Raw genomic sequence first — 12,377 nt, forward strand, 5'->3', positions numbered from 1 at the left:
CATCATTTTCCTTCTTATGAACAGCGATGAAACCGGGCATGATAACAAATGCAATCGAAGCAAGGGGGATGAAACAAATGGGCCAACCGCGCCATTTCAAACCAGGCGATAAAGCGCCGAACAACGGCGTGTATATTGAAATCGGCGAAACGGGAGACAATGTAAAGCACCCGAAAAAGCTGAAACTGAAAGCCGGCGATACGTTTCCAGAAACGTCGAACCATAACCGGCATTGGACGTATTTGCGCAAACCGTGAAGCAGAACAAAAGCCATTCCAAGCATGGAGTGGCTTTTCATTTGCCGTGCGCTTTGCGATCCGCTATAATGATTTATGGTCAAAGAAGGTCAAATGGAGGGGACGGCATGGACGCAAGCCGTTTGACGGAAAAACTGCAAGAGGCGCTTATGGCGGCGCAGTCGATCGCCAAAGAGCGGCATCATCAACAGCTTGATGTCGAACATCTTCTGCTGGCGCTCCTCGAGCAAGAAGATGGCTTGGCGCCGCGGCTGTTTGCCCTTTGCGGCGCCGACCGCGCTCAGGCGATCCGCTGGCTGCAAGACCGGCTTCGCCAAAAGCCGGAAGTGCACGGAGCGGGAGAGGGACAGATGTACGTTGCGCCTGCCTTGGCGCGGCTGCTTGAGGAGGCGGAAAACGAAGCGAAGCGAATGCAAGATGAGTACATATCGGTCGAACATGTGCTGCTCGCGCTGTCTCATGGCGCCGAGCCGGTTGCCCGGCAACTGGCATCGTTTGGCTTGACAGAGGAAGCACTGGTAGAAGCCGTGAGAAAGGTAAGGGGGAATCAACGCGTGACGAGTCCACATCCGGAAGCAACCTATGAAGCGTTGGCCAAATACGGGCGCGATCTTGTCGCCGAGGCGAAGGCGGGAAAAATCGACCCGGTCATCGGCCGCGACAGCGAAATTCGCCGCGTCATCCGCATTTTGTCGCGGAAGACGAAAAACAACCCGGTGCTGATCGGTGAGCCGGGCGTTGGGAAGACCGCTATTGTCGAGGGGCTCGCCCAGCGCATCGTGCGCAAAGACGTCCCGGACGGGTTGAAAGACAAAACGATTTTCGCTCTTGACATGAGCGCGCTCGTCGCCGGAGCGAAGTTTCGCGGTGAGTTTGAAGAGCGGCTGAGGGCTGTATTGAACGAAATTAAAAAAAGCGAGGGCCGCATCATCTTGTTTATCGACGAGCTGCACACGATCGTTGGCGCCGGCCGGGCCGAAGGGGCGATCGACGCCGGCAATATGTTAAAGCCAATGCTCGCCCGCGGCGAGCTGCGCTGCATCGGGGCGACGACGCTTGATGAGTACCGACAATACATCGAAAAAGACCCAGCGCTCGAACGCCGCTTCCAGCAAGTGCTCGTCCAAGAGCCGACCGTCGAGGATACGATTTCGATCTTGCGCGGATTGAAAGAGCGATACGAAGTGCACCATGGCGTGAAAATTCACGACCGGGCGCTCGTCGCGGCCGCGGTGTTGTCCGACCGCTACATCTCGGATCGCTTTTTGCCTGACAAAGCGATCGATCTCGTTGATGAGGCGTGCGCAACGATCCGGACGGAAATGGAATCAATGCCGTCCGAGCTTGATGAAGTGATGCGCCGCGTCATGCAGCTGGAAATTGAAGAGGCGGCGTTAAGCAAAGAGACGGATGAAGCGAGCCGCGAGCGGCTGGCGGCATTGCAAAAAGAACTCGCTGACTTGCGCGAAAAAGCGAATGCCATGAAAGCGCAATGGCAACAAGAGAAAGAGGCGCTTGACCGTGTCCGCCGCGTGCGCGAGGAACTTGAGCGGGCGAAGCGTGAGCTCGAGGACGCGGAAAACGACTACGATTTAAACAGGGCGGCCGAGCTGCGTCATGGACGGATCCCGCAGCTTGAGAAGCAGCTCAGGCAGCTCGAGCAAGAAATCAGCGAGCAACGGGAAGGAAAATTGCTGCGCGAGGAAGTGACGGAAGAAGAGATTGCCGAAATCGTGTCGCGCTGGACAGGCATTCCGCTCACCCGCCTTGTCGAAGGGGAGCGGGAAAAGCTGCTGCGGCTTCATGAATGGCTCCATAAGCGAGTCATCGGCCAAGACGAAGCGGTGGAGCTCGTCGCCGACGCCATCTTGCGGGCGCGGGCCGGGATGAAAGACCCGAACCGTCCGATCGGCTCGTTTTTGTTCCTTGGACCGACCGGCGTCGGCAAAACGGAGCTGGCCAAAGCGCTGGCCGAGGCGCTGTTTGACAGCGAGGAGCAGCTCATTCGCCTCGATATGTCCGAATACATGGAAAAACATGCTGTCTCCCGTTTGATCGGGGCGCCGCCCGGCTATGTCGGCTATGAGGAAGGCGGCCAGCTGACCGAGGCAGTGCGGCGCAAGCCGTATTCCGTTCTATTGTTCGATGAAATCGAAAAAGCTCATCCGGACGTGTTCAACATCCTGCTGCAGCTGCTCGATGACGGACGGCTCACCGACTCGCACGGGCGGACGGTCGATTTTAAAAACACAGTCGTCATTATGACATCGAACATCGGCTCGCCGCTGTTATTGGAACACAAAGACGGCGACATCGATGAACAGACGCGCAGCCAAGTGTTTGACCAATTGCGCGCCCATTTCCGCCCAGAATTTTTAAACCGGATCGACGATATCGTCTTATTTAAGCCATTGTCGATGAATGAGGTGAAAGGCATCATCGAAAAGTTCGCCCGCGAGCTGTCGGCCCGTTTGGCCGATCGGCATATCGAACTCGTGCTGACCGAAGCGGCGAAGCAATACATCGCCGAAGCGGGCTTCGATCCGGTCTACGGCGCCCGCCCCTTAAAGCGGTTTATGCAAAAGCAGATCGAAACGCCGCTTGCGAAAGAGCTGATCGCTGGGCGGGTGAAAGATTACAGCACCGTCACGGTCGATGCCGAAAACGGCCGGCTTGTCATTCGCCCGTCAGCATGAAACGAGTCGAAGAGGCGGGGGATAGCCGGGGGAAGAGACGCGCTTCTTGCTGGCAGCGTCAAACGTTTTTATGCCCCCATAAAGCCCATCCCATTGAGCATTGTGGGGCACGTGGCCGGCTGCAGAAAACACCAACCTACACCCATCAAGATGGAATCCCTCCTCGACTTACGCCTATATACGTGTTGGAATGGGGCTTCTCGATGACAAAAACAACGCCTTGGGACTTTCAACCCAAGGCGTTGTCTTATGAGGAGAATGATCAATGGCGATGATCCCCAGCCGGCTCGTCCGGAATCAAAGCGGCGACGACAAGGACTAAAACGGTCACGATCACGCCGAGCAAGGCGCCGGTTGTGAAGTTGTAGCCGATGCCTTGCATCGAGCCCATGACGTACGTCGCCATTTGCACAAGCAAAAACGTCCAAAAAAACGTCCAAAACAAGCGCATCCCATTTCCTCCTATCTTCGCATCATTCCTTTTCCTATCATATCATAATTTGCTCGTTTAGGCATATACCCGGGCGTTTTTTTCTGCCCGGCATATCGTATACTGTACAATTATGTATCGTCAAACAAGGGTGAATGGAAACGATGGCAGGACAACGACGGTTTTTCCAACTCGATGAACAATGGTGCATCGTTCACGTGCCGGAGCGCCCAAACGGGTTTGCCCTTTTTTTAATGGGCGATGGCGACCATTTCGTGAATGAACAGACGAGTTTTTGGCTCGAGCATCCGAGACGGCGCCAGTGGCTGGACGAGTGGCTTGAACAAGGGTACACGGTGTTTTCATCTCATTTGTACGGCCGGCATTGGGGAAGCCCGAAGGCGGTCCGGCTGGCGCGCCAACTCATCTACTCGGTATTGAAAAGCGAGATCGTCAACCGACGCATCTATATCGTCGCCGAAGGAATGGGCGCGCTCGTCGCCCTGCAGTTGCTTGGCGTCATGCCGAGGCAAATCCGCGCCGTCGCCATGCTCAACCCTTGCCTTGATGTGCGCGCCCAGCTTGAACACGAGCGGGGCCACCCATTCGTGTATCGGCGGATGGTAAAAGAAATCGCCCTCGCTTACGGATTGAAGGAAGAGGAAGTGCCGGAGGGTGTCCCGTCTCTTTTCCTTAGCCCGCACGATGTCCCGGTGATGATTTGGCAGCTCGCCGGCGTGAGCGAATACCCGTCCGCATTGCATAGCCGGAAGTACGAACAATGGATGAAAACAACCAACCACCGGGTGCGCATCGTCTACCAGCTGCCGGAAAAGCGGCGCCAGCTTGCTTGGCAGATCGGGCAATTTTTTCGCCAATATAACGAACTCCCGTAAAGAGCGAAGGCAGACGCATGAGGTTGTTGCGTCTGCTATTTTTTCAATCCATCGATGAGCGAGGAGATTTTTTTGATGAGCGGTTTCAGCTGCTGCAACGAGTCCGTCAGCGTACCGACGTTTTCGACGAGTTTCATCAAATCAATGTTTGGCAGCGGGAGCGGCTCCGTTTTTGTTTGTTCGTCCCGCTGGCCGGTCCGTTTTGGAGGAAAGGGGCCGAACATGAGGTGGGAGAAGCGGTCGCGCTCTTCACGGCTTTGCCGGGATGATGGGACGTTCGCCATAAAATCAGTCCTCCTTTTTTCCTCATCGTTTGCTTGTCATTGTATTGTATGGCGGAGGTAAAACGTTGGTTTGGACAAATGCCTTCGGGCGGGAAGAAAGCAATAGGATTCCGGCCGGGAAGGCGCGCTTTTGCTATTGCGCATATGCGCTCTTTCCGTTAAAATTAGTACCAAGTAATAATAATTGGTTATGTGGACTGATTGTACGTTGACAATTGTGCTGTACTTGGGAGGCTTTTCGGTTATTTTGGAAGAAAAAAAGGAGATGAATGGTATGGGAGCAGGAATTATCGGGGTCGGCCGCTATGTGCCGGAAAAGGTGTTGACCAACGCCGACTTGGAGAAAATGATGGATACATCAGACGAATGGATTCGGACGCGCACTGGGATTGAGGAACGCCGCATTGCGGCAGATGACATCGATACGTCCGATATGGCGTATTTTGCTGCCGAAAAGGCGCTTGCGGATGCCGGTGTCGAGGCGAAAGACATCGATCTCATTGTCGTTGCTACCGTAACGCCAGACCGTTCCTTTCCATCAGTTGCTTGCATGCTGCAAGAGCGGCTTGGGGCTGTCAACGCCGCGGCAATGGATCTCAGCGCCGCCTGCTCCGGATTTATGTACGGAATGGTCACGGCTGCCCAATTTATTGACACGGGGGTTTACAAGTATATATTAGTAGTGGGGGCCGATAAGCTGTCAAAAATCACCGATTGGACAGACCGCAATACGGCGGTGTTGTTTGGCGATGGAGCCGGTGCGGTTGTCATGGGCCCAGTGTCGCCAGGGCGGGGCATTTTATCATTTGAATTGGGCGCTGACGGAACAGGAGGAAAACATTTATACAAAGACGAATATATCGTGATGAACGGCCGGGAAGTGTTCAAGTTCGCCGTCCGGCAGATGGGAGAGTCAAGTGTGCGGGTGCTTGAAAAAGCGGGGCTGACAAAAGAGGATGTCGATTTTCTCATTCCCCATCAAGCGAACATCCGTATTGTGGAGGCGGCGAGACAGCGGCTCGAGCTGCCGGAGGAAAAAATCTCGACAACGATTCGCCGCTATGGAAACACATCCGCGGCCTCCATTCCGATTTCGCTCGTGGAGGAGCTGGAGGCAGGAAACATTCGCGACGGTGATCTCATCGTCATGGTCGGGTTCGGCGGCGGGCTGACATGGGGCGCGATCGCCTTGCGTTGGGGCCGTTGATGTTCTGTATCCCAACATCATTATCCAGAATAAAGGAGAGGCAGAGGAATATGGAAAAAAGACGAGTCGTCGTGACCGGAATAGGCGCCGTCACCCCGCTGGGGAATGACGCAGAAACGACGTGGAAAAACATTGTCGCCGGCCAGTCCGGCATCGACATTGTCACCCGCGTCAATCCAGATGATTTTCCAGCGAAAGTGGCGGCAGAAGTGAAAGATTTTGATCCGTCGTTGTTTATGGACCGCCGCGAAGCGCGGAAGATGGACCGGTTTACGCAATACGCCGTGGCGGCGGCGCTCATGGCGGTGAAAGATGCGAATTTGGAAATCGGTGAGCATAACGCCGAGCGGGTCGGTGTTTGGATCGGCTCTGGCATCGGCGGTATGGAGACGTTTGAGCAGCAGTTTGAAATTTTCCAGCAGCGCGGCTATCGCCGGGTGAGCCCGTTTTTCGTGCCGATGATGATTCCGGATATGGCTGCGGGGCAAGTCTCAATCATCCTTGGGGCGAAAGGAATGAATTCATGCACGGTCACCGCTTGCGCGACGGGCGCAAACTCGATCGGCGACGCGTTTCGGGTCATTCAGCGCGGCGATGCGGATGTGATGATCGCGGGGGGAACGGAGGCGCCGATTACGAAAATGTCGTTTGCCGGCTTTTGCGCGAATACGGCCCTTTCGACCAATCCGGATCCGAAAACGGCAAGCCGCCCGTTTGATAAAAACCGTGATGGCTTTGTCATGGGGGAAGGGGCAGGCATTATCGTGCTTGAAGAGCTGGAGCATGCGTTGCGCCGCGGGGCGAAAATTTACGCGGAAATTGTCGGCTACGGCGCGACGGCTGACGCATATCATATCACTGCACCGGCGCCGGGCGGTGAAGGCGGCGTGCGGGCGATGCGACTGGCGCTGCAGGATGCCGGCTTGCAGCCGGAGGACATCGACTACATTAACGCCCACGGCACAAGCACGGAGTACAATGACAAATATGAGACGATCGCCATTAAAGAAGTGTTTGGCGACCATGCCTATAAGCTTGCGATCAGTTCTACAAAATCGATGACCGGTCACCTGCTTGGCGCAACCGGCGCGGTGGAAGCCATTTTCTCTGTGTTGGCGATCCGCGATGGTGTCATTCCACCGACCATCAACTATGAAACGCCGGATCCGGAATGCGACTTGGACTATGTGCCGAACGAAGCCCGCCGGCAGACTGTGCGCGCAGTGTTAAGCAATTCGTTTGGATTTGGCGGCCATAACGCGACATTGATTTTCAAAGCGTATGCGCAATAGATAGCAATGAAGGCCATTAGCCTCGGCCGGACGAACCCGGCCCCGTTGGAAGACGGGCGCCGGGCTTCACTCCGGACGGGGCTTTTTTCGTTCACCGTCCCGGTTGCCTTGACATAAGGTAGCAAAAAGGGAGGGAAGACGATGGGACTGGCTCCAACTGATCGTTGGCTTGAACAAGATGAAGGCGATCCGCTCCGTGTTTGCGCCCGGCTGGCGCCGTTTTTTGCCGATGCACCAGCGCGCGCCATTCATCGTTATTTATGCTTATATGGCATGTATCGAAGCGCCCGGCAGGCCGTTCGCCTTTTGCCGGAGATGAAGGCAAAAGGCCTTTGGGAGCGGCTTGCCCGCTTATATGACGAACAGCGGGTGAGATGGAAAGGGCCTGACGTTCCGGTGTTTTTGCTGCCGGCCGATGATGAAAACCGGAAACTTTTGCGCGAGTTTCGCGGAAAAGGAGGAGTGGCGTTTGCCGATAAGCTCGTTTTCTTTTTGCTGCCCGATCATCGCGACGAGGAGGTCGCGGCATTGGTGGCGCATGAGTACAACCATGTTTGCCGGCTGAAGCAGCTGCCGTATGGCGGCAAAGAGGCGACGCTGTTAGATGCGGTGATTATGGAAGGGCTGGCAGAACATGCGGTCGCTGAAACAGTCGGACCGGAACAATGCGCCGACTGGACGTCGTATTATACTGACAGGGAGATCGAGCGGTTTTGGCGCCGCTACATCGCCCCCAATCAAGATGCCGCTGTTTCGCACCCACTCAGCTCCCGCATTTTATACGGCCTTGGGTGGTATCCGAACATGGGCGGCTATGCAGTCGGTTATGCCATCGTCCGCCGCTGTTTGGAGCGGGGGTATTCATTGGCTCAATTGATGGCGATGGAGGCGAAACAAATGGTTGCTTTAGCCGGTCTGGACAGCCGCGGGTAAGGCGGGATGGACCAGGGGCGATGATAGGCATCTTGTCCACCGAACAGGCATATACGTAAAGAAAGGACGTGGACAAGAAGGAAGGGAAGCCCGATGGTCCGCCTGTTTTTTTATTTGGTCGGCTTTGGTTTTTCGGTCGTCGGCGGCATGATGATGATCGTCTATTTAAACATCATCACCCCGGAGCACGGGTTTGGTGAATACGCTGCTTATATCGCGACAAGGGCGGAATGTTATTTATTGCCGCTCGGCTTGTTGCTTATGTGGGCGAGCTTGTCGTTTCCAAGCCGTGGCTCATAGTGGGGAAAAGAGGGCGAAATGGAATAAAATTCTGCCCCTCTGCCTATACTGATGGACAAACACGTCTGGAAGTGAGGGGTATCACATGCTTTACCTGCACGACATTTGGGTGAACTGGTTTGAAGGTGAAGAGAACGGGTACAACGTCTGCCATTTTCACGAATGGCGCAAAGACGACCAAATTGAGTTGCTTGACCAAGTACCGCTGTTAAAAGTGTCCCCGGCTCTATTCCAATATATTGAAAACAGTTTATCCGACCTTCCGAAGCCGCTTTTGGACGATGTGTACCAAAAAGCCTATGTCCGCAAAAACCATGAACGGATTCAGCTCGATTATTGTTTCGTTGTGACCGACGGAGCTGGCATTTTGGCCGTCGATACGATCGGCTATCATATTCCGATCCGCAAAAGCCGCCTCATTCCGCGGCAAGAGCAGCTTGTGTACGAGATGGCCGCCGAGACGGAAGAGCGGGCCTACCCGCTGCCGAAGTACGAAAAAGAGTACCACATTTTGTCGCCGGCGCCGGAGTTGATGTGCGGATTGACACGGAAAGAGCGGCAGTTGAAACAGCTGTTGTTTATGGCGCTTGACCAGCTGCATTCAACGAAAAACAGCGCCGAGGTGCGCTACTGGTATACAGAATGGGCCCCGGAAAAGTACGCAGATATTCAAAAAATGTCGTTTGAGGAAGCGTGGGAACGGCTGTACGAAGAAACGAAACACGGCTGGTCTGCACGGCACGAGCAGCTATGTGAAAACTTAATTAAAGGCCAGCCGTTTTTCGAAAAGCTTTGGGAAATGGAGCAAGAGCCGAAAGTGAATTAAAAAACGGGCCAGGGCGCTATGCGCCCGCCCGTTTTTTGTATGGCGCCTTCTTACCGCCGCCCGAGGCCCATCGCTTTCTCCATTTTGCGCACCATTTCTGAGGCGACGCGGTTCGCTTTTTCCGCTCCTTCATCCAATACGCGGTCAAGCTCCTCGCTTTCCATCCAATGGTGATACCGTTCTTGAATCGGCCGGAGCGTTTCGATGACCAATTGGGCCAGGTCGGCTTTGAAGACGCCGTATCCTTTTCCTTCGTATTGCTGTTCGAGCTCCTCGATCGATTGGCCGGATAACGTCGAATAAATATTGAGCAAATTTGAAATGCCCGGTTTTCCTTCTTTGTCGTAGCGGATCGTTCCTTCCGAGTCGGTGACGGCGCTTTTGATCTTCTTCTCGATCGTTTTTGCATCGTCAAGCAGTGTGATGTATGCTTTTGGGTTCGGATCGGATTTGCTCATTTTTTTCGTCGGGTCGACAAGCGACATGATGCGGGCGCCGACTTTCGGAATGCGCGCCTCAGGGATCGTAAACAGCTCGCCGTACCGTTTGTTGAACCGTTCCGCCAGATCGCGCGTCAGCTCGATATGCTGCTTTTGGTCTTCGCCGACCGGGACGATGTCGGTGTTATAAAGCAAAATGTCAGCGGCCATCAGCGGCGGGTACGTGAGCAGCCCGGCGCTGACCGCCTCTTTGCCGGCTGACTTGTCTTTAAACTGCGTCATCCGCTCGAGCTCGCCGATATACACAATGCACTGCAGCATCCACGCCGCTTGGGCATGCGCCGGCACTTCCGATTGGATGAACAGCGTCGCTTTTGTCGGATCGATGCCGACGGCCAAATACAAAGCGGCAAGGCGGCGGATGTTTTTCCGCAGTTCGTGAGGGTCTTGCGGAACGGTAATGGCGTGTTGGTCAACGATGCAAAAATAACAGTTGTATTCATGCTGCAATTCGACAAACTGCCGCAGCGCCCCAATATAGTTGCCAATGGTGATGACGCCGCTTGGCTGAATGCCGGAAAAAATGGTTTTCATCGATCTTCACTCCCTCAAGCCAAAAATAAAAAAGGCCCTGCCAGCCCTCTGATAGGGACGGTAGGACCGCGGTGCCACCCTACTTATTGCGCGGAAAAGCGCAATCGCTCAGCCCATGCTTTGCGCATGGCCCCCTGTAACGCGGGGAACGTCCTCGCCTACTGCGTCGCCGGTTCGGCGGGAAGCTCGAAAGCCCATTCCATATGGCTAGCCGCTTGTTCGCACCTTCCACAAGCTCTCTGAAGGCATCGCCATATGTACTTTTCTTTCTCATCGCTCGGTCTATTCTAAACTTGCCTTATATTATACGGAAAACATTCAGCTGTTGCAACCTTATTGCACGGCATATCCGGCGGCGATCATCGCGAGAAACAAAAGGAGTCCGGCAAAAAGGAGCGGGTACGTGATGGCGAAACGCCGCGGACCGGGCTGTTCCTCCGATTCATGTTCTGCTGCCGCTTCCTCAAGATACCGCTCCACCCTCGTGCTGCTTCTGCGCAATCGGCGAAACCCGTATGCAAATCCGCTGAAAAACCCGCGTTCATAAACAAACAAAAGCCCGCCAGCCGAAAGCGGCACAAGAGAGAGCAAAAAGGTGGTGTTAATAAAGGCAACCGCCGTCCATGCCCCTTGCCAGAAAACGATAAGCGCACTGGCCGCCAGCATAGCGGCCACCATCCACCCTGTTCGAACGGCGATCCGTTTCATTTTGTCTCTCCCGCCTTTCCAATTCGTTGTTTTTATTTTAACATATGTAAGAGGAAGGATTGTCAATGTTATTAACAACGTTATATCAGAAAATTTGTATTCATCTTGGAAACAGAGGAACAATTTGCTTTACAATAGGGATGAGGGGCGAAAAACCTATGTTGTAAGCGTTTTCTAATATATTGACAGAAATTTTTTATTTACAACAGCGTCAAAAGTCGGTAAAATGCAGATGTAAATACAAGCCGATCTTCCTGTCTGTTTTAAGTAATTAGAAATTTTTTATTTAACAAAATAAAAAAATCCTTTTCAAATATACTAATACAGGATATAATAAGCGATGTAAGTGCAATCTTCTGAAATCAAATCATTCAGAAGATTTGCAATACGCTACATAAATTTTAAGGGGGGTTTTTAGTGAAGAAGCGATTTTCTTTATTCCTCGCTCTTCTTCTGGCGCTGTCGACGTTCCTTGCAGCGTGCGGCGGAGGCGGGGACGATAATGCCCAAGGCGGCGAAAAGCCAGCCGAGAAGAAAGAGCAAGTATTGAACTTGCTTGAAACATCAGAGATTCCATCGCTTGATCCGGCGCTCGCTACGGACCAAGTATCGTTCATCGTTTTGAACAACGTCATGGAAGGTCTTTACCGTTTAGGGAAAGACAATAAGCCTGTGCCAGGGGTAGCGGAAAGCTACACGGTAAGCGAAGACGGCAAAACGTATACGTTTAAGCTTCGTCAAGATGCGAAATGGTCAAACGGCGATCCGGTGACGGCGCACGACTTCGTGTTCGCATGGAGACGAGTGCTTGACCCGAAAACGAAAGCGGAGTATGCGTACATTATGTACGACATTAAAAATGCTGCAGCAGTCAATACGGGCAAATTGCCAGTTGACCAGCTCGGCGTCAAAGCTCTCGATAATTACACGCTCCAAGTCGAGCTTGAAAACCCGATTCCGTATTTCATCAGCTTGACGGTATTCGGTACGTTCATGCCGCAAAACGAAAAATTCGTTAAAGCCCAAGGCGACAAATACGGTTTGGAAGCCAATACGACGCTGTACAACGGCCCGTTCGTCTTAAGCGAATGGAAGCATGAGCAAGGCTGGACGTATGCGAAAAACCCGAACTACTGGGATAAAGATACGGTCAAGCTGGAAAAAATCAACGTCAAAGTCGTAAAAGAGACCGCAACAATGGTAAACCTTTACGACACGAAAAAAGCGGATCGCGTTATCCTAAGTGCGGAGTTTGTTGATAAATGGCTCTTCACCACAAGTTGTACTTGATCATTTAAGGTAGGTGTGCATAGAGGGTACAAAAAATGCGAATTTTCCTGTATGGTAAAGGTGACCAAACCAAACCATGGAGGGAAATTCGCATGTACTCTAAGATCAAGCTGATGAAACGTCGGGGATACGGATACCGAAATATCCAGCGTTTTGCACTGCGGGTTCGGCTGGAAACAGCTAACATACTTTCATGACAGGTGCAAGTACATCTTTTGGTGATG

The 12,377-nt window shown here is 53.3% G+C and carries 12 protein-coding genes, 2 pseudogenes and 1 other annotated feature; of the genes and pseudogenes, 10 read left to right on the top strand and 4 right to left on the bottom strand.

Annotation, left to right across the window (positions count from 1 at the left end; translation table 11 throughout):
- The first annotated feature begins 77 nt into the window (after nucleotides 1-77).
- Both B9L21_RS05365 and clpB read left to right on the top strand, forming a co-directional pair.
- On the top strand, nucleotides 78-257 hold the full coding sequence (locus B9L21_RS05365) for a YjzC family protein (RefSeq protein ID WP_011230299.1): 180 nt from the start codon (nucleotides 78-80) through the stop codon (nucleotides 255-257).
- 107 nt (nucleotides 258-364) lie between these two features.
- Nucleotides 365-2,953 carry an ATP-dependent chaperone ClpB gene (gene clpB / locus B9L21_RS05370; RefSeq protein WP_050368359.1) on the top strand — a complete coding sequence of 863 codons (2,589 nt, stop codon included), beginning with the start codon at nucleotides 365-367 and terminating at the stop codon, nucleotides 2,951-2,953.
- Between the two features lie 262 nt (nucleotides 2,954-3,215).
- On the opposite strand, the gene B9L21_RS05375 is transcribed toward clpB, so the two are convergent.
- Entirely contained in the window at nucleotides 3,216-3,404 is a 189-nt protein-coding gene (locus B9L21_RS05375) for a YjzD family protein (protein WP_033009318.1), read from the bottom strand.
- 134 nt (nucleotides 3,405-3,538) lie between these two features.
- On the opposite strand from B9L21_RS05375, the gene B9L21_RS05380 reads away from it, so the two are divergent.
- On the top strand, nucleotides 3,539-4,279 hold the full coding sequence (locus B9L21_RS05380) for an alpha/beta hydrolase (RefSeq protein WP_047817922.1): 741 nt from the start codon (nucleotides 3,539-3,541) through the stop codon (nucleotides 4,277-4,279).
- Nucleotides 4,280-4,314: 35 nt separating this feature from the next.
- On the opposite strand, the gene B9L21_RS05385 is transcribed toward B9L21_RS05380, so the two are convergent.
- The gene (locus B9L21_RS05385; RefSeq protein WP_050368360.1) at nucleotides 4,315-4,563 is read right to left on the bottom strand and encodes a hypothetical protein; all 249 of its coding nucleotides are present in this window, start codon (nucleotides 4,561-4,563) and stop codon (nucleotides 4,315-4,317) included.
- Between the two features lie 274 nt (nucleotides 4,564-4,837).
- Here B9L21_RS05385 and B9L21_RS05390 point away from each other — a divergent pair, with 274 nt between their 5' ends.
- From B9L21_RS05390 to B9L21_RS05410, 5 genes are all read left to right on the top strand, one after another.
- Nucleotides 4,838-5,770 carry a beta-ketoacyl-ACP synthase III gene (locus B9L21_RS05390; RefSeq protein ID WP_044743391.1) on the top strand — a complete coding sequence of 311 codons (933 nt, stop codon included), beginning with the start codon at nucleotides 4,838-4,840 and terminating at the stop codon, nucleotides 5,768-5,770.
- A gap of 50 nt (nucleotides 5,771-5,820) precedes the next feature.
- On the top strand, nucleotides 5,821-7,062 hold the full coding sequence (gene fabF, locus B9L21_RS05395) for a beta-ketoacyl-ACP synthase II (protein WP_033009311.1): 1,242 nt from the start codon (nucleotides 5,821-5,823) through the stop codon (nucleotides 7,060-7,062).
- 141 nt (nucleotides 7,063-7,203) lie between these two features.
- The gene (locus B9L21_RS05400) at nucleotides 7,204-7,995 is read left to right on the top strand and encodes a DUF2268 domain-containing protein (RefSeq protein ID WP_050368361.1); all 792 of its coding nucleotides are present in this window, start codon (nucleotides 7,204-7,206) and stop codon (nucleotides 7,993-7,995) included.
- A 93-nt stretch (nucleotides 7,996-8,088) separates the two neighbouring features.
- Entirely contained in the window at nucleotides 8,089-8,295 is a 207-nt protein-coding gene (locus B9L21_RS05405) for a hypothetical protein (RefSeq protein WP_033009308.1), read from the top strand.
- Nucleotides 8,296-8,380: 85 nt separating this feature from the next.
- Nucleotides 8,381-9,121 carry a YjbA family protein gene (locus tag B9L21_RS05410; RefSeq protein WP_033009307.1) on the top strand — a complete coding sequence of 247 codons (741 nt, stop codon included), beginning with the start codon at nucleotides 8,381-8,383 and terminating at the stop codon, nucleotides 9,119-9,121.
- A gap of 50 nt (nucleotides 9,122-9,171) precedes the next feature.
- On the opposite strand, the gene trpS is transcribed toward B9L21_RS05410, so the two are convergent.
- Entirely contained in the window at nucleotides 9,172-10,155 is a 984-nt protein-coding gene (gene trpS, locus B9L21_RS05415; RefSeq protein WP_063165570.1) for a tryptophan--tRNA ligase, read from the bottom strand.
- 50 nt (nucleotides 10,156-10,205) lie between these two features.
- Nucleotides 10,206-10,438 (bottom strand) — a binding site (T-box leader).
- Between the two features lie 50 nt (nucleotides 10,439-10,488).
- Complete coding sequence (locus tag B9L21_RS05420) at nucleotides 10,489-10,863, bottom strand: DUF3899 domain-containing protein (protein ID WP_063165571.1); 375 nt, start codon at nucleotides 10,861-10,863, stop codon at nucleotides 10,489-10,491.
- 417 nt (nucleotides 10,864-11,280) lie between these two features.
- Here B9L21_RS05420 and B9L21_RS05425 point away from each other — a divergent pair.
- Together B9L21_RS05425 and B9L21_RS17880 are read left to right on the top strand one after the other, a co-directional pair.
- A pseudogene (locus tag B9L21_RS05425) lies at nucleotides 11,281-12,120 on the top strand (peptide ABC transporter substrate-binding protein); the annotation flags it as partial.
- 131 nt (nucleotides 12,121-12,251) lie between these two features.
- Nucleotides 12,252-12,350, top strand: a pseudogene (locus tag B9L21_RS17880) (transposase); the annotation flags it as partial.
- Nucleotides 12,351-12,377 lie beyond the last annotated feature (27 nt).

The organism is Geobacillus uzenensis, from assembly GCF_002217665.1.
In the GTDB taxonomy this organism is placed as follows: Bacteria; Bacillota; Bacilli; order Bacillales; family Anoxybacillaceae; genus Geobacillus; species Geobacillus subterraneus.

What these genes read in the sequence shown, in the direction of transcription:
- B9L21_RS05380 (WP_047817922.1), top strand. Translation starts at nt 3,539, where the DNA reads ATGGAAACGATGGCAGGACAACGACGGTTTTTCCAACTCGATGAACAA.
- trpS (WP_063165570.1), bottom strand. Translation starts at nt 10,155, where the DNA reads ATGAAAACCATTTTTTCCGGCATTCAGCCAAGCGGCGTCATCACCATT.
- B9L21_RS05375 (WP_033009318.1), bottom strand. Translation starts at nt 3,404, where the DNA reads ATGCGCTTGTTTTGGACGTTTTTTTGGACGTTTTTGCTTGTGCAAATG.
- clpB (WP_050368359.1), top strand. Translation starts at nt 365, where the DNA reads ATGGACGCAAGCCGTTTGACGGAAAAACTGCAAGAGGCGCTTATGGCG.
- B9L21_RS05410 (WP_033009307.1), top strand. Translation starts at nt 8,381, where the DNA reads ATGCTTTACCTGCACGACATTTGGGTGAACTGGTTTGAAGGTGAAGAG.
- B9L21_RS05390 (WP_044743391.1), top strand. Translation starts at nt 4,838, where the DNA reads ATGGGAGCAGGAATTATCGGGGTCGGCCGCTATGTGCCGGAAAAGGTG.
- B9L21_RS05385 (WP_050368360.1), bottom strand. Translation starts at nt 4,563, where the DNA reads ATGGCGAACGTCCCATCATCCCGGCAAAGCCGTGAAGAGCGCGACCGC.
- B9L21_RS05400 (WP_050368361.1), top strand. Translation starts at nt 7,204, where the DNA reads ATGGGACTGGCTCCAACTGATCGTTGGCTTGAACAAGATGAAGGCGAT.
- fabF (WP_033009311.1), top strand. Translation starts at nt 5,821, where the DNA reads ATGGAAAAAAGACGAGTCGTCGTGACCGGAATAGGCGCCGTCACCCCG.
- B9L21_RS05405 (WP_033009308.1), top strand. Translation starts at nt 8,089, where the DNA reads ATGGTCCGCCTGTTTTTTTATTTGGTCGGCTTTGGTTTTTCGGTCGTC.
- B9L21_RS05365 (WP_011230299.1), top strand. Translation starts at nt 78, where the DNA reads ATGGGCCAACCGCGCCATTTCAAACCAGGCGATAAAGCGCCGAACAAC.
- B9L21_RS05420 (WP_063165571.1), bottom strand. Translation starts at nt 10,863, where the DNA reads ATGAAACGGATCGCCGTTCGAACAGGGTGGATGGTGGCCGCTATGCTG.